The following is a 22,671-nucleotide window of genomic DNA, read 5'->3' on the forward strand; positions in this document are numbered from 1 at the left end:
TATTTGAGCCGCCGGGCTAGTTGCTTATCTAGGATGACTGATCGTGTACCCGGACAGCAAGTTAAAACAGTTAATTATTCTCCGCCTTTGTTCTTAGCAACGATCTCTTCCGCAATGGATTTAGGAACTTCTTCATAGTGAGAAAGCTCCATGGAGAATACGCCGCGTCCTTGAGTACCAGAACGGAGTGTTGTGGAGTATCCGAACATTTCGGAAAGAGGCACCTTCGCACGGATAATTTGCGCTCCACCACGGGAATCCATACCTTCGATCCGACCGCGACGGGAGTTCAGCATACCCATTACATCACCCATATATTCCTCAGGAACAGTTACTTCCACTTTCATGATTGGCTCAAGCAGGACAGGCTTACACTTGTCTTTAGCTGCTTTGAGTGCCATCGATCCGGCAATTTTGAACGCCATTTCGTTGGAGTCAACATCATGATAAGAACCATCAACGATGGTAGCCTTAACGTCAACAAGCGGGAAGCCTGCAATAACGCCGTTTTTCATTTGCTCTTCAATACCGGCAAGTGCAGGAGCGATATACTCTCTAGGAACAGAGCCACCGACTACTTTACTTTCGAACTTGCTGCCAGTACCTGGCTCGAGAGGTTCAAATTCAACCCATACGTGACCATACTGACCGCGACCGCCGGATTGGCGAACGAATTTACCTTCGACACGAGCTGGTGCTTTGAATGTTTCGCGGTAAGCAACCTGTGGTTTACCCACATTGGTTTCTACTTTGAATTCGCGGCGCATACGGTCGATGATAATATCAAGGTGAAGCTCACCCATACCTGCCAGGATCGTTTGGCCTGTTTCTTCATCAGTGTGAGCACGAAGAGTTGGATCCTCTTCAGTCAACTTACCGAGAGCAACACCCAGTTTATCTTGGTCAGCTTTGGTTTTTGGTTCAACTGCGATTTCGATAACCGGATCAGGGAAGTTCATGGACTCCAGAATAACCGGATGTTTCTCATCACAAAGTGTATCGCCAGTACTTGTGTCCTTCAGACCAACGGCTGCCGCGATATCACCAGCGTAAACGATGGAGATTTCTTGGCGGCTGTTCGCATGCATTTGCAGGATACGGCCGATACGCTCGCGTTTGTTCTTAGTAGCGTTAACTACATAAGAACCGGATTCCAGAATACCGGAATACACGCGGAAGAACGTGAGTTTACCTACATAAGGGTCTGTCATGATTTTAAATGCCAGTGCTGAGAATGGTTCTTCGTCCGAAGAGTGGCGAACCGCTTCAGTTCCGTCATCCAGATGACCTTGAATAGCCGGTACATCCAGTGGGGATGGCAGGTAATCAACGACAGCGTCCATCATCAGTTGGACACCTTTGTTACGGTAGGAGGATCCGACAATTACAGGGAAGATCTTAACTTCTACAACGCCTTTGCGCAGAGCAGCTTTGATCTCATCAACTGAAATTTCTTCGCCTTCCAGGTACTTCATAGTCAGATCTTCGTCAAGTTCTGCTACTTTCTCGATCAACTCAAGACGCAGCCCCTCAACTTGTTCCAGATATTCAGCCGGAATGTCCGTTACTTCAATATTTTGACCCAGATCGTCTTTAAACATATGAGCTTTTTGCTCAACCAGGTCAATAATACCAATGAAGTCGTTTTCGGCACCAATTGGCAGTTGAATAGCAACTGCATTGGCTTGCAAGCGATCACGCATGCTGTCGATAACGTTTAGGAAATCCGCACCGATGATATCCATTTTATTTACATATGCGATCCGGGGAACGCCATAACGGTCAGCCTGTCTCCATACGGTTTCAGACTGAGGCTCAACGCCCTCTTTCGCACTGAAAACGCCTACTGCCCCATCCAATACACGAAGGGAACGTTCAACTTCAACTGTGAAGTCAACGTGTCCAGGGGTATCAATGATATTGATGCGGTGACCTTTCCATGCAGCAGTTGTAGCAGCGGAAGTAATAGTAATCCCGCGCTCTTGTTCTTGCTCCATCCAGTCCATTGTAGCAGCACCCTCGTGAACTTCACCGATTTTGTGCGTACGGCCTGTATAGAATAGAATCCGCTCAGTGGTAGTAGTCTTACCAGCATCAATATGCGCCATGATCCCGATGTTGCGTGTATTTTTTAAGGAGAACTCTCTTGCCATGAATTGGATCTCCCTTCAAAATATAAGTTATTTGAACGGCCTTAAATCCTACCAGCGGTAGTGAGCAAACGCTTTGTTTGCTTCAGCCATTTTGTGCGTGTCTTCACGTTTCTTAACGGAAGCGCCTGTGTTGTTGGAAGCGTCGATGATCTCAGCCGCCAAACGCTCTTCCATCGTCTTCTCACCGCGGTTGCGTGAGTAGTTCACGAGCCAACGTAATCCCAAAGCAGTACGTCTTTCAGGTTTAACCTCGATAGGCACTTGGTAGTTAGCACCGCCGACACGACGAGCTTTAACTTCCAATACCGGCATAATATTCTTGATGGCAGCTTCGAAAACTTCCATCGGATCTTTGCCTGTGCGTTCTTGAATCAACTTGAACGAATTGTACAGAATGCTTTGAGCGACACCTCTTTTACCACCCAGCATAATACGGTTGATCAAACGAGTAACCAACTTGCTATTATACAATGGATCTGGCAATACATCTCTCTTAGTAACTGGACCTTTGCGTGGCATGGATATCCCCCTTTCTCAATGTTTATTATTCAGATATTCTTAACTTATTTCTTTGCTTTAGGACGTTTTGCACCATACTTGGAACGAGCTTGCATACGGTTAGCAACGCCTGCTGTATCCAAAGCGCCACGAACGATGTGATAACGAACTCCTGCAAGGTCCTTAACTTTACCTCCGCGCAGCAATACAACACTGTGCTCTTGAAGGTTATGTCCAATACCCGGAATGTAAGCAGTCACCTCAAGACGGTTCGTCAAACGAACACGGGCATACTTACGAAGCGCGGAGTTTGGTTTACGTGGAGTCATTGTGCCTACACGAGTGCACACACCGCGTTTTTGCGGGGCGCTCAAATTTGTAGTCTCACGCTTGAGGGCGTTGAACCCTTTTTGAAGAGCGGGAGATTTGGATTTTTCGATTTTGGCTTGACGGCCTTTACGAACCAGTTGATTAATAGTTGGCATTGTTGTGCCACCCCCTTCCTGAAATAGTAATCTATTTACGAACATTAAGTCCACAGACCCAGGCGGTTCATAAAAAGACAAATGAAAAGTCTTTGTTGCCGAAGTGTACCCCGGTACAAAAACGCTTCTCGTGCTATTGTTTTAAGACGGCTGCCATAGCAGCACCAACTTCTATACCGCAAGCTTTGCCCAAATTCAGCATCGTGTCCACATAAGAGACCTTCACACCTTGTTTGTTACAAAGCATAACAATTCTGGAAGTAAGCCGTTGATCTCCGTCCTCTGCCACATAGACTTCTGCGGCTTGGCCCAACTCTACCGCCTTGACGGTTTGTTTGGTACCGATCTTGACCTGAGCATCCTGCAGTCCTCTATCATCAGTCATGATAAATCATTACCTCCAATGAACAAGAATAACCAGGCTACTCACGCACCTTAGACATATTAGCATTATCAGTAGATGATGTCAAGAGAATCGGCAATAAATTTATTAATATTCACAGCAGGCAGCAGCGCCACGTCTATAAATAGCCGTGGCATAATCAACTGCCCGCCATGATTATTTAACTATTCAGCAGGAACCGTTTCTAAAGCTTCTTGCGAGCTTTCGACATTCGGATCACTCAGCTTCACATTACGGTAACGATTCATGCCAGTACCTGCAGGAATCAACTTACCGATAATAACATTTTCTTTGAGTCCAAGCAACTTATCTACTTTACCCTTAATTGCAGCATCAGTCAAGACGCGGGTAGTTTCTTGGAAGGAGGCCGCAGACAGGAAGGAATCTGTCTCCAGGGATGCCTTAGTAATACCGAGCAGTACCGGTTTGGCAACTGCAGGCTCATTACCAGAAAGAATGGCTTCCTTATTCGCAGCTTCGTATTCATGAATGTCCGCAAATGCACCTGGCAAGAGATTCGTATCACCAGCATCGATAATACGGATTTTGCGCAGCATCTGCTTAATCATAACTTCAATGTGCTTATCATTGATCTCAACGCCTTGGTTACGGTATACACGCTGTACTTCTTGCAGAATGTAGTTTTGTACCCCGCGGATCCCTTTGATGCGCAACATTTCTTTAGGGTCGATCGAACCGTCAGTCAGCTCATCGCCAGCTTCAATCTCCTGGCCTTCACTGACACGCAAACGCGAACCGTAGGTGATGGAATAAGTCTTAGATTCAGCTTCACCTTGAACCTCGATTTCGCGGCGGTCCTTGGTTTCGCGGATTTCCTTGATTACCCCGTCAATTTCACTGATTGTAGCCTGACCTTTAGGGTTACGGGCTTCAAACAACTCCTGGATACGCGGCAAACCTTGCGTGATGTCATCACCGGCAACACCCCCGGTATGGAACGTACGCATTGTAAGCTGGGTTCCCGGCTCACCGATGGATTGTGCCGCGATAATACCGACAGCTTCACCGATTTCCACGAATTTACCTGTTGCCAGGTTACGTCCGTAGCATTTCTTGCAGACACCGTGACGCGCACGGCAGCTCAGCACAGAACGGATCTGCAGTTTGGTCACACCAGCGTTAACAATCGCCTCAGCTTTGTCGGAGTCAATTAGATCGTTGCGGTGAACGAGGATTTCCTTCGTTTCCGGATGACGTACAGTTTCAAAGGAGTAGCGGCCTTCAATACGGTCGTACAGATCTTCGATAACTTCCTTGCCATCTTGAATACGGCTGACGGTGAAGCCTTTATCGGTACCACAGTCTTCTTCACGGACAATAACGTCTTGGGCAACGTCAACGAGACGACGGGTCAAGTATCCGGAGTCGGCTGTACGCAGCGCTGTATCGGCCAGACCTTTACGCGCTCCGTGAGTGGAGATAAAGTACTCGAGGACGGTCAGACCTTCACGGAAGTTCGCTTTGATTGGCAATTCGAAAATCCGTCCCGATGGTGTAGCCATCAGTCCGCGCATACCACCCAGCTGGGTAATCTGCGATTTGTTACCACGCGCTTTGGAGTCAACCATGAGCATGATGGAATTGAAACGGTCCATCGATTTCAACAACACGTTGGTAAGATCATCCTTCGTCTTCGACCAGATCTCAATAACACGGTCATACCGTTCGTCATTGGTGATCAGACCACGGCGATATTGGTTGGCAACCACATCGACCTTAGCCTCGGACTCTTTCAGGATTGTAGCTTTTTCCTCCGGAACGATAACGTCCGATACGGCAACCGTAACACCGGAACGTGTGGAGTACGTAAAGCCGAGTTGCTTGATTTTATCCAAAATCACAGACGTTTTGGTCGTGTGATAGGTTTCGAAGCAGCGGGCAATAATCAGACCCAGGTATTCCTTACCTACAGCACTTGCTTCCGGAGCATTCATAATCAGCTCACGGATGTCCGCGCCTTTTTCATAGATAAAGTATTTCTCTGGTGTGCCTTGCAGCAGGTTTGTTTTGGTCGCTTCATTGATATAAGGGAAGCTGCTAGGATAGATCTCGTTAAAGATGATCTTTCCGACCGTAGTAATCAGCATTGCGCCTTGTTGCTGTTCTGTAAAGCAGGTTTTACCCAGAGCCTTAACAGGAATAGCTACACGGGCGTGCAGACCTGCGGTTCCACGCTGGTAAGCTGAAACAGCTTCGTTCACGGTGCGCAGAATCATACCCGTACCCTTTTCTTCCTTGTTGTCCATGGTCAGGTAGAACGTACCGAGGACCATATCCTGGGAAGGAGTAACAACCGGTTTGCCGTCCTTAGGGTTCAGGATGTTACCGGAGGCCAGCATGAGCAGACGTGCTTCCGCTTGAGCTTCTGCAGACAGAGGAACGTGCACCGCCATTTGGTCACCGTCAAAGTCGGCATTGTAAGCCGTACATACGAGCGGGTGAAGACGGATAGCATGACCTTCTACCAGAATCGGTTCAAACGCTTGAATACCGAGACGGTGAAGTGTAGGGGCACGGTTCAGCAGAACCGGATGCTCTCTGATTACTTCTTCAAGCACATCCCATACTTCAGGACTTACACGCTCAACTTTACGTTTTGCGCTCTTGATGTTATGGGCCAAGCCCTTGTTCACCAATTCTTTCATAACAAACGGTTTGAAGAGTTCAAGCGCCATTTTCTTTGGAAGTCCGCATTGGTACATTTTGAGATACGGTCCTACAACGATAACGGAACGTCCGGAATAGTCAACCCGTTTACCGAGCAAGTTCTGACGGAAACGTCCTTGTTTACCTTTCAGCATATGGCTGAGCGATTTGAGCGGACGGTTACCAGGACCCGTTACAGGGCGGCCGCGACGGCCGTTGTCGATAAGTGCATCGACAGCTTCCTGAAGCATCCGTTTCTCATTCTGCACGATAATATCAGGAGCACCCAGATCAAGCAGTCTTTTCAGACGGTTGTTCCGGTTGATTACGCGACGGTAGAGGTCGTTAAGGTCAGACGTAGCAAAACGGCCACCATCCAATTGAACCATCGGGCGAAGCTCCGGAGGAATAACCGGAAGCACATCCATGATCATCCAATCAGGCTTGTTGCCGGAGTTGCGGAACGCTTCAATAACTTCCAGACGTTTGATCGCCCGGTTGCGGCGTTGGCCTTGGGCGGTGCGAAGCTCTTCCTTGAGGAATTCCAATTCCTTCTCGATGTCGATATCCTGAAGCAGCTTCTTCACAGCTTCGGCACCCATGCCGGCTTGGAAACCGTAGCCGTATTTCTCACGGTAGCTGCGGTATTCTTTCTCGGACAGCAGTTGTTTCTTCTCCAGCGGCGTTTCACCTGGATCGGTTACAACATAAGATGCAAAGTAGATGATCTCTTCAAGCGATCTCGGGGACATATCGAGTGCCAGACCCATACGGCTTGGAATACCTTTGAAATACCAGATATGAGATACAGGAGCCGCCAGTTCAATGTGGCCCATACGTTCGCGGCGAACTTTAGCACGGGTAACTTCCACGCCGCACCGGTCGCACACTACGCCCTTATAACGGACGCGTTTGTATTTACCACAGTGACATTCCCAGTCTTTTTGCGGTCCGAAGATACGTTCGCAGAAAAGACCTTCTTTTTCCGGCTTCAATGTACGATAGTTAATGGTTTCCGGTTTTTTCACTTCTCCGCGGGACCAAGAACGAATCTTCTCCGGAGAAGCAAGCCCGATTTTCATGAATTCAAAATTGTTAACGTCCAACAAGGAGCAACCCTCCTTAACCTATATCCTGATTTAGTACCGGAGGCCCTCCCTTGACGGTTAGATCAAAAGAGGGCACGGTCCTTTTTAAATGAAATTGATTCTTACAGTTAAATTACTCTATTCCGACTTCTGCGCCTTCCAAATTGAGGCTCAGCTTGTCGCCTGACGTCTCATCCTCATCATCCAGTTCCTTCATTTCAATTTCCTGCTCGTCGCCGCTGAGGATCTTAACATCCATACCAAGCGACTGCAGTTCCTTGATGAGTACTTTGAACGATTCCGGAACACCTGGTTCTGGAACATTCTCACCTTTGACAATGGATTCGTACGTCTTGACACGGCCGACCACGTCATCGGACTTCACAGTTAAAATCTCTTGAAGTGTATATGCAGCACCGTAAGCTTCAAGCGCCCAAACTTCCATCTCCCCGAAACGCTGTCCACCGAACTGGGCTTTACCGCCGAGTGGCTGCTGTGTAACGAGAGAGTAAGGTCCTGTGGAACGGGCATGAATCTTATCGTCAACCATGTGCGCCAGTTTGATCATGTGCATAACGCCGACAGTAACTTCACGCTCGAAGCGTTCACCTGTACGGCCGTCATAAAGCACAGTCTTACCATTACGCTGCATGCCGGCTTCTTCCATCGTATCAAATACGTCGTTCTCACGCGCTCCATCAAATACTGGAGTAGCTACGTGAATACCGAGCTGCAGGGCAGCCATACCGATATGAACTTCGAGCACCTGGCCGATATTCATACGGGAAGGAACGCCCAGAGGGTTCAGGACAACCTGTACCGGTGTACCGTCAGGAAGGAATGGCATATCTTCTTCAGGCAGGATACGGGCAACGACACCCTTGTTACCGTGACGTCCGGCCATCTTGTCACCTTCAGAAATCTTACGTTTCTGAGCGATGTAGACACGAACCAGCTGATTTACACCCGGAGGCAGCTCATCGCCGTTCTCGCGTGTAAATACTTTAACGTCAACGATAATACCGTCACTACCATGAGGAACGCGCAGCGAAGTATCGCGCACTTCGCGGGCCTTTTCACCAAAGATAGCGTGCAGCAGGCGTTCTTCGGCAGTCAGTTCAGTTACACCCTTCGGAGTAACTTTACCTACCAGAATATCACCAGCGTTGATTTCCGCACCGATGCGGATGATGCCGCGCTCATCAAGATTGCGCAACGCTTCTTCACCGACATTCGGAATATCACGCGTAATCTCTTCAGGTCCCAGCTTGGTGTCACGAGCCTCGGATTCGTATTCCTCGATATGAATCGAAGTGTATACATCTTCCTTAACCAGTTTCTCACTCAGCAGGATCGCATCCTCGTAGTTGTAACCTTCCCAAGTCATGAACGCAACAACTACGTTGCGGCCAAGAGCAAGTTCGCCCATTTCCGTGGATGGTCCATCTGCCAGAATGTCGCCTTTCTTAACAATGTCGCCTCTTTTAGCCAGCGGACGTTGATTAATGCAGGTACCCTGGTTCGAACGCATAAATTTGTGTAATTTATATTTAACGATATCGCCTTTAACTTCCTTGCCTTCGACAGCTTCAACGCGGCGCAGCCAAATTTCGTTGGCCGACGAGCGTTCAATAATACCGTCAAACTTGGAAACAATACACACGCCCGAATCCTTAGCGGATTTATGTTCCATTCCTGTGCCGACCAGCGGCGCTTTAGGAATTAGAAGCGGAACGGCCTGACGCTGCATGTTCGATCCCATCAGTGCGCGGTTGGAGTCATCGTTCTCAAGGAACGGAATGAGCGCCGTAGCGACCGATACAACCTGTTTCGGCGATACATCCATGTAATCCACGCGATTACTTGGCATTGTTGTAATGTTGTCTGAATCTTTGTTGTAACGAACGATAACCATGTCTTCTTTGAAGGAGCCCTCTTCGTCGATCAGTACGTTAGCCTGAGCAACTACATAGTTATCTTCTTCATCGGCAGTCAGGTAATCGATCTGCTCGGTCACCTTGCCAGTCTTCGGATCCACCCAACGGTACGGCGCTTCAATAAAGCCGTATTCATTGATGCGGGCAAAGGTGGACAAGGAGTTGATCAGCCCGATATTCGGACCTTCCGGCGTTTCAATTGGACACATACGGCCGTAGTGACTGTGATGGACGTCACGAACCTCAAAGCCCGCGCGTTCACGAGTCAGACCGCCGGGTCCGAGTGCCGATAGACGGCGTTTGTGCGTCAGTTCAGCCAGCGGGTTCGTCTGGTCCATAAATTGGGACAGCTGCGAACTACCGAAGAACTCTTTAATCGACGCGATAACCGGACGAATGTTGATCAAAGCCTGTGGCGTAATCGCATTAGCATCCTGAATCGACATTCTCTCACGCACTACGCGTTCCATACGGGACAACCCGATACGGAATTGGTTCTGCAGCAGTTCACCTACAGAACGCAAGCGACGGTTACCCAAGTGGTCGATATCATCGGTGTTGCCGATGCCGTGCAGCAAATTAATAAAGTAGCTGATTGAGGAGATAATATCAGCCTGAGTAATATGCTTCACTGATTTGTCGATATTGCCATTGGCAATCAGCTTGATAACCCGTCCTTCTTCAATTGGCGAGAACACGTCGATCGTTTGCAGAGGGATATCAATACTGTCCATAACCCCACCGCTTACACGGTAGTTTTTGGCAGCAACATTCTTCTCGAAATAAGGAATCAGCTCATCAAGCAGACGACGGTCAACCATTTGGCCGGATTCCGCCAGGATTTCACCTGTGGACTCATCAACCAGAGGTTGAGCCAAACGCTGATTGAACAGACGATTCTTAATGTGCAGCTTTTTGTTGATCTTATAGCGGCCTACATTGGCCAGATCATAGCGCTTCGGATCAAAGAAACGTGCAACCAAGAGGCTCTTGGCATTATCAAGTGTCGGCGGTTCGCCCGGACGCAGACGCTCGTAGATTTCGATAAGCGCCTTTTCCGTAGAGTCCGTGTTGTCTTTATCCAGCGTATTGCGAATATATTCATCATTGCCAAGCAGTTCCAGAATCTCAGCATCACTGCCGAACCCGAGAGCACGCAGAAGCACGGTAACCGGGATCTTACGAGTCCGGTCGATGCGGACATACATAATGTCCTTAGCGTCGGTCTCAAGCTCCAGCCAGGCTCCGCGGTTAGGAATTACTGTGGCGGTGTAGGTTTTTTTACCGTTCTTATCCACTTTTGTGCTGAAATAGACGCTTGGAGAGCGAACCAACTGGCTGACAATAACCCGTTCCGCACCATTGATAATAAAAGTGCCGGTCTCCGTCATCAGCGGGAAATCTCCCATGAACACTTCCTGCTCTTTGACCTCACCGGTCTCCTTATTAATGAGCCGTACTTTCACCCGCAGAGGAGCCGCATATGTTACGTCCCGCTCTTTAGCGTCGTCAACCGTATATTTCGGTTCACCCAGGCTGTAATCAATGAACTCAAGCACCAAATTCCCTGTGAAATCCTGGATCGGCGAGATGTCCTGGAACATTTCCCGCAATCCTTCCTCCAAAAACCAATCATAAGATTTTTGTTGGATCTCGATCAGGTTCGGGACCTCGAGTACCTCGTTAATTCTCGCATAGCTCCGCCGAGTGCGTCGACCATACTGAACAAGATGTCCTGCCAACTTTACTCACCCCTCATGTCTACTCACTTAAAAATTGATTGCGAACCCTTGTTTGGACCATTATAATGGAACCATAACACAAGGATTCAGCCACAAATAGAGAAAAGCCCTTATCGAAATCTTTCGAAAAAAGAGCGCATCTATCCATGACCAAAATACTCCTTATCCAGTAGATTTGCCCAAAACGTACGTATTATACGTCACCAAGCAACAGTTTATGCGCTATTATCTATTTCCCCGGCGACCTTCGCCGTGGCAGTAACATAGAGAACTGAATTCGCACAAACTTGCCGTACGGCATGCGCTTGCCGGGCGACAATATATTACTTGACATTTCAGCAAACTAAAGACATGGAGCCTAGCTTAATACTGACATTTTATAATAATACCACTATCTATATCACAAGTCAATGACTAATCAACTATTTTTTTGCGCCCTGATAATACGATAGCCTTTGTCTTTCCCCACTTCTTCCACAACCGGAAACAAGCTTTCGAGTTTGGCTGCTGCTGAAGGTGCCCCCTGTTTCTTCTGGATTACAATCCACAGACTTCCACCCTCATTCAAATGCTCATACGCCTCTTCAAAAATACGATGCACTACCGCTTTGCCGGCACGTATAGGAGGATTCGTAAGTATGACATCATACTTTTGTCCCTTTACTGCAGACAACACATCGCTTTCCATAACCGTAACATTGCGGATTCCATTATGCTGGGCATTCTCGCGAGCCAGCTCGACCGCACGGCTGTTAATATCAATCATTGTAACATGGCCGCCCGGGGTCAGAAACGCTGCACTAATGCCAATCGGTCCGTACCCGCAGCCTACGTCAAGCACTGCAGATCCATCCGGAATGTCCATAGCCTCAATTAGAACACGGCTGCCATGGTCGATATCTCCTTTGGAAAAAACACCGGCGTCGCTGGTAAACCGCAGGGTTTTCCCTCTCAGAACCGTGCTTAGGGTACGTCTGTCATGACGCGCTTCCGGCTGCTGCGAGTAATAATGCTGCGACATAAGATCCTCCCTTTCATTTTGTTCTTCCTATTGTATACAGCAACCCCCTTGAACAAGTTCAAGGGGGTTGCAAGAACCGGAAGGAGAAGATTCTCCCCGGGGCATTACCTTATTGAAGCGAATTACTTCACTTCTACAGCTGCGCCTGCTTCTTCCAATTTTGCTTTGGTAGCATCGGCTTCTTCTTTGCTTACTTTTTCTTTGATTGGTTTTGGAGCGTTGTCTACGAGGTCTTTAGCTTCTTTCAAGCCCAGGCCTGTGATTTCGCGAACGATTTTGATAACGTTGATTTTGGAAGCGCCAGCGCCTGTCAAAATTACGTCAAACTCGGATTGTTCTTCTGCTACTGCTGCTACTGCGCCGCCAGCTGCTACTGGAGCTGCTGCAGTTACGCCGAATTCTTCTTCGATTGCTTTAACCAGGTCGTTCAGTTCCAATACGCTCATGCCTTTAATTTCTTCCAAAATTGTTTCTTTGCTCATGATTGAACCTCCATTTTATATTTAAATTTATTTGTGGTATTGATTATGATGCTAGAGACAAAGGCTTACGCGCTTTGTTCTTCTTTCTCAGCGACTGCTTTAACTGCAAGCGCGAAGTTGCGCACTGGAGCTTGAAGCACGCTAAGCAGCATGGACAGCAAACCATCGCGGGATGGAAGCTCAGCCAGTGCTTTCAGTTGGTCAGCGTCGATAACTTTACCTTCTACAACGCCACCCTTCAGTTTCAGAGCGTCGTTCTTCTTAGCGAAGTCATTCAAAATCTTGGCTGCTACTACCGCATCAGTTTCACTGAATGCTACTGCTGTAGGACCAGTCAGAACTGCGTCCAACTCAGTCAAATCAGACGCCGCAGTTGCACGACGCACCAAAGAGTTCTTCAGGACTTGAAAATCAACGCCAGCTTCACGAAGCTGCTTACGCAGTTCGGTCACTTGCGAAACGTTCAATCCACGGTAGTCCGCAACAACAGTGGAAACACTGTTCTGCAGTTTGCTTGTTACAACATCAACCGCTTCCTGTTTAGCTTGGATTACTTTTGCATTTGCCATTTGTATACACCTCCTGAAAATTTATGTGACGACGATTCTTCCGGAAAATTCTCGTCGATCCTACGCAGGCATTAGAAAAGCCTCCGCAGATTCACGAAGGCTTGATAAAACGTAAGTTACACAGGCATGCACCCGGCACTTCTTGTTTCTATCACAACACCTCGGTAGGAAATTAAGCCCTACGGCACCTACTGTCTACGGTAAGCATATTCAAGTTGAAGAATGATCACCTTAAAGTTCACAACTGTTATAGATTATCAAAGATGACTCTAGGAGTCAACCCCTATTATCTGTAAGAAGTTGTATTTACACGAGCACTCGGTCCCATAGTAGACGAAATAGCAATGTTCTTCAGGTAAACACCTTTAGCAGCAGCCGGTTTCGCACGGTTCAGAGCGTCAATGAGGGATTTAAGGTTTTCGTTCAATTGTTCAGCATTAAAGGACACTTTGCCGATAGGCGCGTGAATTTGACCGGCTTTATCAAGACGGTATTCGATTTTACCGGCTTTGATTTCTTGCACAGCCTTGGTAACGTCGAAAGTAACTGTGCCAGCTTTAGGGTTAGGCATGAGGCCTTTACCACCGAGCAGACGACCCAGTTTACCAACTTCACTCATCATATCAGGTGTAGCTACGCAGACATCAAATTCAAACCAGCCCTGTTGGATCTTGTTGATCATATCCTGATCGCCTACAAAATCCGCGCCAGCAGCTTCTGCCTCTTTCGCTTTTTCACCTTTTGCAAATACAAGCACGCGTTGTGTTTTGCCTGTGCCGTGAGGCAGGACAACAACACCACGAACAGCTTGATCTTGTTTACGCGGGTCTACACCCAGACGAACTGCTGCTTCAACGGTTTCGTCGAATTTGGCAGTTGCCGCCTTTTTCACAAGCTCTACAGCTTCTGAAGGCTCGTAAGTTGCTTCGCTGTCGATCAGCTTAGCAGATTCCATGTATTTCTTACCATGTTTAGCCATGAAAATGTTCCTCCTTTGTGGTGTTAGCGGAAATTCCTCCCACATATTGCGGTCATGAATGACCGGTGCATCGAATACATATTAGTCTTCGATTGTGATACCCATACTGCGGGCAGTACCTTCAACCATACGCATTGCAGCTTCGATAGATGCAGCGTTCAGGTCGGGCATTTTTGTTTCAGCGATTTCACGAACCGCTGCGCGGCCGAGCTTCGCTACTTTTTTCTTGTTTGGTTCACCGGATCCTTTTTCTACTTTAGCAGCGATGCGAAGCAGAACGGCAGCCGGAGGAGTTTTAGTGATGAAGGTAAACGAACGGTCTTCAAATACTGTAATTTCAACCGGGATGATCAGGCCAGCCTGGTCGGCAGTACGAGCGTTGAATTCCTTACAGAATGCCATGATGTTGACACCTGCTTGACCTAACGCCGGACCTACTGGAGGCGCTGGATTCGCTTTCCCTGCAGGAATCTGCAGTTTCACCATTTTAATAACTTTTTTAGCCATGAGTGACACCTCCTTGCGTAAATAGTGGTATTCGAACGCTTAAAGCGTTCTCCCACAAGAAACCCTTGACACTGTTATATTTTCTCCACTTGAGTGAAATCCAACTCCAGCGGGGTTTCCCGTCCAAACATGTTAACATGCACTTTGATCTTGCTCTTGTCAGCCAAAATCTCTTCCACGGAGCCCACAAAATTCGCAAAGGGACCAACCATAATACGTACGGATTCCTTAATTTCGAAATCAATCTTCGCTTTAGGTTCAACCATGCCCATATGCTTCAGAATTTGTTCAACTTCTTCCGGAAGCAGAGCGGTAGGTTTGGATCCGGAACCTGTCGAACCAACAAATCCGGTAACGCCCGGCGTATTGCGGACAACATACCAAGAATCATCAGTCTGAACCATTTCGACCAAAACATAACCAGGGTAAACTTTACGCATGACAGTTTTTTTCTTGCCATCCTTGTTTACCAGTTCTTCTTCCATAGGAACAAGAACACGGAATATTTTGTCTTCCATGCCCATGGACTCAACGCGTTTTTCCAAATTGGCCTTAACCTTATTCTCATACCCGGAATAGGTATGAACAACATACCATCTTTTTTCCATACAAGCCACCTGGGACCTCTCTAAATAATCGTTTCGATCAGAGCGGAAATACCGATGTCCAGAACCCAGAAGTAAAGCGCCATAACTACAATTGTACCGAGAACGATCAATGAATAGTTTTTCAACTCTTTACGGCTAGGCCAGCGAACTTTTTTGAGCTCGCTCCAGCTCTCAGTGAAAAAGGAAAACAATGACTTGAAACTACGTTTCACGCCGACTACACCTCCAAAGACTATCTGGTTTCGCGATGAGGAGTTTGCTCGTTACAGAACTTGCAAAATTTCTTCATCTCCAAGCGGTCGGGGTGATTTCGCTTGTTTTTGGTTGTCGCATAGTTTCTTTGTTTGCAACTTGTACAAGCCAAAGTGATAATTACCCGCATGATATGCACCTCCCGAAGACGTACTTCTAATCTTATAATTAGAAGACGCAAATATTGATCCTAAAAAAAACCCGCGAATTTAGGCCTACCTAAAACACTTTAGCATAATGTCAAGCTCTGTGTCAACGAAAGAATTCCCCATCGCACTGGGTAATTTCGGGTAATGTAGCCGTGTTCCATTCATTGTCTTGCTCTTGTCTTTCCCAGCTGTTCGCTGCCTTGTGTAAGGTCGTCATGAATGACTTCACGGACAGAATTCCTCGATAGAACATCGATAGGCACTATTCTTACCATTATGGAGCAATCCGACTGTGAATAAACCTCTTTAGCAACGGCAATCAACTAAAATCCTGTCTTATCCATCAAAACTTGCATAAACACTAAAAAAAGACTCGATGACCGAGCCTTTCCTGTCCATTATATCATTAATTGTCACGCACTTCCAGATATCTTTCCAATTTACGTTTCACTCGCTGCAAAGCATTGTCGATCGACTTCACATGCCGCTTCAAATCTTCCGCAATCTCCTGATAGGACCTGCCGTCCAGATACAGCATCAGAACTTTGCGTTCGAGATCACTGAGGATCTCCGCCATCTTATCCTCCAGGCCGATAAATTCCTCCTGGTTAATAATCAGTTCTTCCGGATCCAGCACCTGGGTTCCGCAAATGACATCCATCAGCGTCCGGTCGGAATCTTCATCGTATATAGGCTTGTCCAAAGAGACATACGAATTAAGCGGTATATGCTTCTGGCGGGTAGCCGTCTTAATGGCAGTTATAATCTGACGGGTAATACAGAGTTCGGCAAAGGCCTTAAACGAAGACAGCTTATCGCCCTTGAAGTCACGAATTGCCTTATAAAGGCCAATCATGCCTTCCTGTACGATATCTTCACGATCCGCTCCAATCAGAAAATAAGAACGGGCCTTGGCACGTACGAAATTACGGTACTTGTTAATCAAGTGCTCCAATGCGCCACTGTCGCCACCACGGAAGATCTCGACAATTTCTTCATCACTTATGAAATCATACTCAGACAGCATTAATTCCTTGAGGTCGACACTCACCAAGAATCCCCCCGGCTGCAACGCAAGACACATCGTCACTTCTCGAAATATAGGATCAGTATATATTATGTTACCTTACACCGTCAACCGCATTTGTCCAAAAACAATCTTCTATAACAATTTTTGGTATTTAATCAAATGATTACGGGTTTCCGGATGCTTTCATTGCCGCCGCCAATCCTCCAGGCGTTTCCGCATCTCCGGTGGAAGTTTCTCTTCCAGGGAATGGCGCTGGGAGCTGATACCCTGCGGATCGATAGCTTTCTTAACCTGCTTTTGATTTTCTTCGATCTCCAGCCGCAGTTCTCTGGCAGAAATCCGCAACGCGCCTTGCGCAAAGATTACATGCTGCTCCACAAAATCGCTGGTTGCCACATAAATCTGCCGGCGGCGGTGAGCGAATTCTCCAACCAGCCGCTCAATGCACTCGTCCGCGGTTTCTTTTTCCTTAGTGAAAAAGACCTGTACCTTCCCCTGCACAAAGGAACGGCCAAGTCCCGGAACACGGTAAGCATCGAATACGGCAATGACGCGCCGCCCGGTGAATGCCTGATAATCGGCCAGCATATCCAGCAGCCGGTCGCGTGCTCCCTGCATGCCTGTCTCGGACAGTGCCGAAAGTTCCGGCCAGCCGCCGATCATGTTGTATCCATCCACAAGCAGCACATCGCGCCAGTCTGCCATAGCTATCCCTGTACTTGCCGGCGCCGCAATACCTCATACATAATGACGCCGGCCGCAACTGAGGCATTCAAAGAGTTGATCTTACCGGCCATTGGCAACTTCAGCAGTACATCGCACTTTTCACGGATCAAGCGGCCCATTCCCTTGTTCTCATTGCCAATAACAACAGCTACCGGACCGGTGAAAATATCCGATTCATACAGGTTCTGATCCGTAGCAACATCTGTTCCGACCACCCAGACGCCCAGCTCCTTAAGCCGGTCTATAGTCTGGCCAAGATTGGTGACCCGTGCTACGGGAACATATTCTACAGCTCCGGCTGAGGTTTTGGACACAGTGGCCGTAATTTGCGCAGAGCGCCGTTTGGGCACAATCACCCCGTGTACGCCGGTGCAGTCAGCTGTCCGTAGAATGGAGCCCAAATTATGGGGATCTTCAATCTCATCCAACAGGATAAGAAAAGGCGGCTCCCCTTTGGCCTCGGCCGCAGCCAGAATATCGGCAACTTCCGCATAAGCGAACGGCGCAGCCTGAGCCACTACTCCCTGATGCTGCACTCCGGGTGCAAGCTGGTCCAGCTTCCGCTTGTCTACATGCTGGATCACAATCCCCGCTTTACGCGCTTCAGCAACGATCGGTGCAGTTAAATGCTTTTGCGCTGTTTCGGCGATCCAAATCTTGTTCAGTGTACGGCCGGCACGAAGCGCTTCAAGCACCGAATGCTTACCGGCCAGTATTTCTTCTTCTGTCTTTATTTCTTCTTCCATGTTCATGCCTCCTGTTCTATAAGTTTTATGGCCTCACTTGGGCCGGTTCATCATGTACTCTATACTACTGTGGACGAGTTCTTGTATTCTCTCCTGCTGCCCTGTGTAATACAGGTGCCCGATCAGGCATTCAAAAGCGGTGGCATGGCGGTATTCCAGCACATCCGCATTTTTGGGGATCGTCCCAGACTTAGCGTTCCGTCCTTGCCGGGCGACATCCTTCTCCTCATCCGTGAGCATCGGGTCAAGAAAGGCAAGAATGGTGCTTTGCGCCTTAGCCGAGACCAGTCCTGTTGCCGTGCGGTGCAAGTGATTCGGACGCAGATTCGGCAGCGAGATCAGATATTGGCGGACAGCCACTTCATAAATCGCGTCTCCCGCATAAGCGAGCACGATTGGCGAGAGCTGCCGGACCGGCTTGGAGGGTTCGTACGGGAACCAAGCGTTGTTCACATTGAACTCCCCGCTCATTTACGACGCCACCGCATTCCTTGTGGAGTGTCTTCAAGCAGGATGCCCAAACTGTTCAACTCGTCGCGGATTTCATCGGACCGTCCCCAGTTCTTATTCTTGCGCGCTTCTGCCCGCTCTGCGATCAGCCGCTCCACATCTTCACTTGCGACCTCTTCTTCAAGCTCGGGAGCAAGGCGCAGAACCGCATTCATCTCCGCAAAAGCCTTCAGCAGCGCCGCAAAATCCGCGGATTTCGCCTCGTTGTTCGCAAGCGTAAGATTCGCAAGGCTTACCCAGTCGAATACAGCAGTGATCGCATCCGGGGTATTGAAATCATCCTGCATTTTAGCATGGAAAGTCTCCAGTATATTCGTCAGGCGATCCACGGTCTCTGCGCTCGCTGCTTCCCCAGCCCCTTCAGGAGCAAGTTCCAGACGATGCTTCACATTACTCTCTGCCAGCGCGATCCGCTCGGCGCTTTTCTCGGCAGACAGCAGTGCTTCTTCCGAAAAGTTCAGCGGATTGCGGTAATGGGTGGAGAGCATGAAATAGCGGATCGTTCCGGCTTTGAAACGCTGGCGGATATCCTTAACCAGCAGCCCGTTGCCGAGCGATTTCGACATTTTCTCGTCTCCGATGTTGAGAAATCCGTTGTGCATCCAATAGTTCGACAGCTGCTTGCCGGTCAGCACTTCCGTTTGTGCGCATTCGCATTCATGATGCGGGAACTGTAGATCCTGCCCCCCGCCGTGGATATCAATAGTATCGCCCAAATATTCGCGGACCATGGCCGAGCACTCGATATGCCAGCCGGGACGTCCATTCCCCCAAGGACTATGCCAATGGATTTCCCCCGGTTTGGCCGCTTTCCACAGCACAAAATCCTCGGGCTTCTCCTTGCGCGAGTCTACTTCCACACGAATGCCGAATTGCAGTTCCTCGAGATTCTGGCGGGACAGCTTGCCGTAATCGGCAAATTTGCCCGTGCGGTAATACACATCGCCGCCGTTCTCATAAGCATAACCTTTGTCTTCAAGCTCCTTGATGAGCTCAATGATCAGATCCATACTTTGTGTAACCCGCGGATTCATCGTTGCCGGCTTTACACCCAGACCGGCAAGATCTTCACCGTAGGCAGCGATAAAAATTTCAGCGACTTCAGCTACTGTAGTATTCATTTCCTCCGCTTTGCGGATCAGCTTGTCATCGACATCGGTGAAATTGGTAATATATTGCACCTCATTGCCGATTGCCTCTAAATAATTGCGGACCGTATCAAAAACGATAACAGGTCTGGCATTTCCGATATGCATATAGCCGTAGACGGTTGGTCCGCATACGTACATTTTTACCTCGCCTGACTTCAGAGGCACAAACTGCTCCTTGCTGCGACTCATTGTGTTGTAGATTTGCAAAGCCATGCTGTTCCCAATCCTTTCTGATGTTCCGGCATTCACTGGAATACCGGGATGCTTAAATTTCATAGTCCCCTATATATTGCTGGCTCTCCAGCCGCCGCTGCTCGGCTTTCTGCTTATCCTCGTTCCCGAGCTGTTCCCGGATCTCCTCAATCTCCTTCTGCAGGAAACGCAGGGAATCTACCAGCGGATCCGGCATCTTGGTATGATCGAGACGATCGGATACCCGTTCCCCGTTGCGCTTGACCACTCGGCCGGGATTGCCTACCACAGTGCTGTTATTGGGCACTTCACGCAGTACGACTGCGTTGGAGCCGATATTGGAATTATCGCCGATCCGGAACGATCCCAGTACTTTCGCACCGGAACCAATTACAACATTATTGCCGACAGTAGGATGGCGTTTCCCTTTTTCTTTACCGGTCCCCCCAAGCGTAACCCCTTGATAGATAATAACATCATCACCGATTTCACAAGTTTCGCCAATGACTATCCCCATGCCATGGTCGATAAACAACCGATCCCCGATACGGGCGCCGGGATGAATTTCGACACCGGTCATAAACCTGCTGATCTGTGAAACGATGCGCGCCAGCGTAAACCAACGCCGTTTGTAAAAAGAGTGGGCCATCCGATGACCCCAAATGGCGTGAAGTCCGGCATAAGTGAAGACAACCTCGAATCTGCTGCGGGCTGCGGGATCGTTGTCGAATACTGCCCGAATGTCCGACTTGATATGCTTAAACATCACGGTTCCCCTCTTCTTGGCTTCCCCGCCTCCTGTTTACAGGTACGCATAAGGAAGGTATTGGCGCAGCCCACTATCTATCTCTCTACACGTTTGCCGCGGGCTTAGGCTTGGTCAGAAATCCATCTTTATGTCCAAAGAATCTGCTCTCCTATTTCAACAAAAAACGCCTCTGCAGCTTAAAGCTGCAGAGGCGTGTAACCGCGGTTCCACTCTGCTTGGATGATTGCATATTGCCCAGCCCAACATTCTGGCCTCTGGATGCAACATCCCTCTTGCGTCGTTAACGGCAACGTTCCCGGCACAGTCTAACGTCCCTCAAGGGAACGCTCAACCCTGCAGCTCACAGGCGCATGTTCAGCGGCGGACAAATGAATAACTTCCAGCCTCTTAAGGAAGTTCCTTACGAGGTTATTCTCTCTGGCAATTGTCCTTATGCGCGTACTTTTCCTGATCACAGCTATTACAATATTCTTCTATCTTAGCGAAAAGATAAGGGACTGACAAGAGGTTTGCCCCCAGGCCATCAAAGCTTAGGCCCCTTTGATTTGTGATTTCAAACGTTCAATGACACGGTTCCGGCCCAGCAGGGCAATCGTCACATTCAGATCACGGCCATGAGTCTGGCCGGTCAAAGCGACGCGGATTGGCATAAACAGCGCTTTTCCTTTGTGGCCCGTCTCTTTCTGCACTTCTTTAATCAGAACAGCCATATTGCTGGCAGTGAAATCTTCAGCACCTTCCACCTTGGCCAGAAAAGCGGAGAGAACTTCAGAAACCTGGCTCTCAGCCAGAATCTGAGCCGCTTCCGTTTCGAGCTCCACATGGCTGCGGAAGAACATTTCGGACAGCCCGACAATATCCGATGCAGCCGTCAGCTGCTCCTGATACAGTGCAACAAGTGTTTCCGCCCAGGTCTGCTGTTCGTCATTAAGCTGAGCCGGCAGTCTTCCCGCCTTTTGCAGATGAGGAATGGCCAGTGCTGCAATCCGCTTTGGATCCGCATGCTTAATGTAGTGATTGTTCAAATGAGCCAGCTTGTTCGTGTCGAACACAGCGGGACTCTTGGACAGGCGCTCAGCGGTAAAGATCAAGATCAGCTCTTCTTTATTAAAGATTTCCTCTTCACCTTCCGGAGACCAGCCAAGCAAGGAGATGAAGTTAAAGAGCGCTTCCGGCAGATAGCCGAGCTGATCATACTGCTCGATGAATTGAATAATGGATTCATTCCGTTTGCTCAGCTTCTTGTGGTCATCGCCGACAATCAGCGTCATATGGCCAAAGAGCGGCGGTTCCCAGCCAAGTGATTCATAAATCATCAGCTGGCGCGGCGTATTGGAAATATGGTCTTCCCCGCGCAGCACATGGGAGATTTCCATCAGATGATCATCTATCGCTACAGCAAAGTTATAGGTCGGAATTCCGTCCTTCTTCACGATTACAAAATCGCCCATTTCTTTAGTAGTAAAAGAAATGCTGCCTTTTACGATGTCCTCAAAGGTATATGTGCGATCTTCCGGCACCCGGAAGCGGATGCTGGCAATACGTCCTTCCGCTTCAAACGCGAGGCGTTGTTCCTCTGTCAAATCGCGGTGCTTGCCGGAATAACGCGGAGTTTCGCCGCGGGCCGTCTGTTCCTCACGTTCCGCTTCCAGCTCCTCTTCGGTGCAATAGCAGCGGTAAGCCAGACCGCGGTCCAGCAAATCCTGCCAGTAGATACGATACAAATCAAGGCGTTCAGTCTGGCGGTAAGGGCCGTATTCTCCCCCAACGTCGACGCTCTCGTCCCAGTCTACTCCCAGCCATTTCAAATATTTCAGCTGGCTTTCTTCCCCGCCGGCGACATTGCGCTTTACATCCGTATCTTCGATCCGGATAATGAATTTCCCGCCCAGATTACGGGCAAATAAATAGTTAAACAGTGCTGTTCTGGCATTTCCGATATGTAAATGTCCCGTAGGGCTCGGTGCGTAACGCACCCGGACTTGATCCGCCATAGTATTCCCTCCG

Annotated in this window: 21 protein-coding genes and 1 other annotated feature; all 21 genes read right to left on the reverse strand. The window is 48.7% G+C overall.

The features are described 5' to 3' along the window. Positions 1-74: 74 nt before the first annotated feature. The 21 genes from fusA to gltX all read right to left on the reverse strand — a co-directional run bounded on the left by fusA (position 75) and on the right by gltX (position 22,658). On the reverse strand, positions 75-2,153 hold the full coding sequence (gene fusA, locus ACAN56_RS32345) for an elongation factor G (protein ID WP_038597089.1): 2,079 nt from the start codon (positions 2,151-2,153) through the stop codon (positions 75-77). Between the two features lie 48 nt (positions 2,154-2,201). After that, on the reverse strand, positions 2,202-2,672 hold the full coding sequence (gene rpsG / locus ACAN56_RS32350; RefSeq protein WP_036652908.1) for a 30S ribosomal protein S7: 471 nt from the start codon (positions 2,670-2,672) through the stop codon (positions 2,202-2,204). 44 nt (positions 2,673-2,716) lie between these two features. Next, a complete protein-coding gene (rpsL, locus tag ACAN56_RS32355) occupies positions 2,717-3,136 on the reverse strand; it encodes a 30S ribosomal protein S12 (RefSeq protein WP_038597092.1) in 420 nt (139 codons plus the stop codon). Between the two features lie 133 nt (positions 3,137-3,269). After that, a complete protein-coding gene (locus ACAN56_RS32360; protein WP_038597095.1) occupies positions 3,270-3,521 on the reverse strand; it encodes a ribosomal L7Ae/L30e/S12e/Gadd45 family protein in 252 nt (83 codons plus the stop codon). A 182-nt stretch (positions 3,522-3,703) separates the two neighbouring features. Further along, positions 3,704-7,315 (reverse strand): DNA-directed RNA polymerase subunit beta', encoded by a 3,612-nt coding sequence (gene rpoC / locus ACAN56_RS32365; RefSeq protein ID WP_038597098.1) that lies wholly within the window; start codon positions 7,313-7,315, stop codon positions 3,704-3,706. A gap of 112 nt (positions 7,316-7,427) precedes the next feature. Next, entirely contained in the window at positions 7,428-10,973 is a 3,546-nt protein-coding gene (rpoB, locus tag ACAN56_RS32370) for a DNA-directed RNA polymerase subunit beta (RefSeq protein ID WP_379147915.1), read from the reverse strand. 418 nt (positions 10,974-11,391) lie between these two features. Then, the gene (locus tag ACAN56_RS32375) at positions 11,392-11,994 is read right to left on the reverse strand and encodes a class I SAM-dependent methyltransferase (protein WP_038597103.1); all 603 of its coding nucleotides are present in this window, start codon (positions 11,992-11,994) and stop codon (positions 11,392-11,394) included. Positions 11,995-12,116: 122 nt separating this feature from the next. Then, positions 12,117-12,476 (reverse strand): 50S ribosomal protein L7/L12, encoded by a 360-nt coding sequence (gene rplL / locus ACAN56_RS32380; protein ID WP_038597106.1) that lies wholly within the window; start codon positions 12,474-12,476, stop codon positions 12,117-12,119. Positions 12,477-12,541: 65 nt separating this feature from the next. Next, positions 12,542-13,045 carry a 50S ribosomal protein L10 gene (gene rplJ, locus ACAN56_RS32385; protein ID WP_038597109.1) on the reverse strand — a complete coding sequence of 168 codons (504 nt, stop codon included), beginning with the start codon at positions 13,043-13,045 and terminating at the stop codon, positions 12,542-12,544. A gap of 64 nt (positions 13,046-13,109) precedes the next feature. Then, positions 13,110-13,264 (reverse strand) — a sequence feature (ribosomal protein L10 leader region). Between the two features lie 67 nt (positions 13,265-13,331). Beyond that, positions 13,332-14,024 carry a 50S ribosomal protein L1 gene (gene rplA, locus ACAN56_RS32390; RefSeq protein WP_038597112.1) on the reverse strand — a complete coding sequence of 231 codons (693 nt, stop codon included), beginning with the start codon at positions 14,022-14,024 and terminating at the stop codon, positions 13,332-13,334. Between the two features lie 81 nt (positions 14,025-14,105). Beyond that, entirely contained in the window at positions 14,106-14,531 is a 426-nt protein-coding gene (rplK, locus tag ACAN56_RS32395) for a 50S ribosomal protein L11 (RefSeq protein WP_020427083.1), read from the reverse strand. A gap of 74 nt (positions 14,532-14,605) precedes the next feature. Continuing rightward, the gene (gene nusG, locus ACAN56_RS32400; protein WP_020427084.1) at positions 14,606-15,139 is read right to left on the reverse strand and encodes a transcription termination/antitermination protein NusG; all 534 of its coding nucleotides are present in this window, start codon (positions 15,137-15,139) and stop codon (positions 14,606-14,608) included. A gap of 20 nt (positions 15,140-15,159) precedes the next feature. Then, positions 15,160-15,351: a preprotein translocase subunit SecE gene (gene secE / locus ACAN56_RS32405; RefSeq protein WP_038597114.1), complete on the reverse strand. Its 192-nt coding sequence runs from the start codon at positions 15,349-15,351 to the stop codon at positions 15,160-15,162. A gap of 20 nt (positions 15,352-15,371) precedes the next feature. Continuing rightward, positions 15,372-15,521, reverse strand: a complete 150-nt coding sequence (gene rpmG, locus ACAN56_RS32410) for a 50S ribosomal protein L33 (RefSeq protein WP_074086515.1) — start codon at positions 15,519-15,521, stop codon at positions 15,372-15,374. A 425-nt stretch (positions 15,522-15,946) separates the two neighbouring features. Continuing rightward, positions 15,947-16,591, reverse strand: coding sequence for an RNA polymerase sporulation sigma factor SigH (gene sigH, locus ACAN56_RS32415; protein ID WP_020427086.1), 645 nt, complete (start codon positions 16,589-16,591; stop codon positions 15,947-15,949). A 162-nt stretch (positions 16,592-16,753) separates the two neighbouring features. Then, positions 16,754-17,275 (reverse strand): NYN domain-containing protein, encoded by a 522-nt coding sequence (locus ACAN56_RS32420; RefSeq protein ID WP_038597117.1) that lies wholly within the window; start codon positions 17,273-17,275, stop codon positions 16,754-16,756. 2 nt (positions 17,276-17,277) lie between these two features. After that, the gene (rlmB, locus tag ACAN56_RS32425; RefSeq protein ID WP_038597120.1) at positions 17,278-18,042 is read right to left on the reverse strand and encodes a 23S rRNA (guanosine(2251)-2'-O)-methyltransferase RlmB; all 765 of its coding nucleotides are present in this window, start codon (positions 18,040-18,042) and stop codon (positions 17,278-17,280) included. 33 nt (positions 18,043-18,075) lie between these two features. Continuing rightward, positions 18,076-18,513, reverse strand: a complete 438-nt coding sequence (locus ACAN56_RS32430; protein WP_038597122.1) for a Mini-ribonuclease 3 — start codon at positions 18,511-18,513, stop codon at positions 18,076-18,078. Beyond that, on the reverse strand, positions 18,510-19,916 hold the full coding sequence (cysS, locus tag ACAN56_RS32435; RefSeq protein ID WP_379147935.1) for a cysteine--tRNA ligase: 1,407 nt from the start codon (positions 19,914-19,916) through the stop codon (positions 18,510-18,512). Before cysS ends, ACAN56_RS32430 begins: the two co-directional genes overlap by 4 nt. A 52-nt stretch (positions 19,917-19,968) precedes the next feature. Continuing rightward, on the reverse strand, positions 19,969-20,661 hold the full coding sequence (cysE, locus tag ACAN56_RS32440) for a serine O-acetyltransferase (RefSeq protein WP_038597125.1): 693 nt from the start codon (positions 20,659-20,661) through the stop codon (positions 19,969-19,971). 533 nt (positions 20,662-21,194) lie between these two features. After that, positions 21,195-22,658 (reverse strand): glutamate--tRNA ligase, encoded by a 1,464-nt coding sequence (gene gltX / locus ACAN56_RS32445; protein ID WP_379147922.1) that lies wholly within the window; start codon positions 22,656-22,658, stop codon positions 21,195-21,197. Between the last annotated feature and the right edge of the window lie 13 nt (positions 22,659-22,671).

Origin of the sequence: Paenibacillus paludis (assembly GCF_042610515.1) — a bacterium.
Classification (GTDB): domain Bacteria; phylum Bacillota; class Bacilli; order Paenibacillales; family Paenibacillaceae; genus Paenibacillus_AQ.

What these genes read in the sequence shown, in the direction of transcription:
- fusA (WP_038597089.1), bottom strand. Translation starts at nt 2,153, where the DNA reads ATGGCAAGAGAGTTCTCCTTAAAAAATACACGCAACATCGGGATCATG.
- rpsG (WP_036652908.1), bottom strand. Translation starts at nt 2,672, where the DNA reads ATGCCACGCAAAGGTCCAGTTACTAAGAGAGATGTATTGCCAGATCCA.
- rpsL (WP_038597092.1), bottom strand. Translation starts at nt 3,136, where the DNA reads ATGCCAACTATTAATCAACTGGTTCGTAAAGGCCGTCAAGCCAAAATC.
- ACAN56_RS32360 (WP_038597095.1), bottom strand. Translation starts at nt 3,521, where the DNA reads ATGACTGATGATAGAGGACTGCAGGATGCTCAGGTCAAGATCGGTACC.
- ACAN56_RS32375 (WP_038597103.1), bottom strand. Translation starts at nt 11,994, where the DNA reads ATGTCGCAGCATTATTACTCGCAGCAGCCGGAAGCGCGTCATGACAGA.
- rplL (WP_038597106.1), bottom strand. Translation starts at nt 12,476, where the DNA reads ATGAGCAAAGAAACAATTTTGGAAGAAATTAAAGGCATGAGCGTATTG.
- rplJ (WP_038597109.1), bottom strand. Translation starts at nt 13,045, where the DNA reads ATGGCAAATGCAAAAGTAATCCAAGCTAAACAGGAAGCGGTTGATGTT.
- rplA (WP_038597112.1), bottom strand. Translation starts at nt 14,024, where the DNA reads ATGGCTAAACATGGTAAGAAATACATGGAATCTGCTAAGCTGATCGAC.
- rplK (WP_020427083.1), bottom strand. Translation starts at nt 14,531, where the DNA reads ATGGCTAAAAAAGTTATTAAAATGGTGAAACTGCAGATTCCTGCAGGG.
- nusG (WP_020427084.1), bottom strand. Translation starts at nt 15,139, where the DNA reads ATGGAAAAAAGATGGTATGTTGTTCATACCTATTCCGGGTATGAGAAT.
- rpmG (WP_074086515.1), bottom strand. Translation starts at nt 15,521, where the DNA reads ATGCGGGTAATTATCACTTTGGCTTGTACAAGTTGCAAACAAAGAAAC.
- ACAN56_RS32420 (WP_038597117.1), bottom strand. Translation starts at nt 17,275, where the DNA reads ATGGCAGACTGGCGCGATGTGCTGCTTGTGGATGGATACAACATGATC.
- rlmB (WP_038597120.1), bottom strand. Translation starts at nt 18,042, where the DNA reads ATGGAAGAAGAAATAAAGACAGAAGAAGAAATACTGGCCGGTAAGCAT.
- ACAN56_RS32430 (WP_038597122.1), bottom strand. Translation starts at nt 18,513, where the DNA reads ATGAGCGGGGAGTTCAATGTGAACAACGCTTGGTTCCCGTACGAACCC.
- cysS (WP_379147935.1), bottom strand. Translation starts at nt 19,916, where the DNA reads ATGGCTTTGCAAATCTACAACACAATGAGTCGCAGCAAGGAGCAGTTT.
- cysE (WP_038597125.1), bottom strand. Translation starts at nt 20,661, where the DNA reads ATGTTTAAGCATATCAAGTCGGACATTCGGGCAGTATTCGACAACGAT.
- gltX (WP_379147922.1), bottom strand. Translation starts at nt 22,658, where the DNA reads ATGGCGGATCAAGTCCGGGTGCGTTACGCACCGAGCCCTACGGGACAT.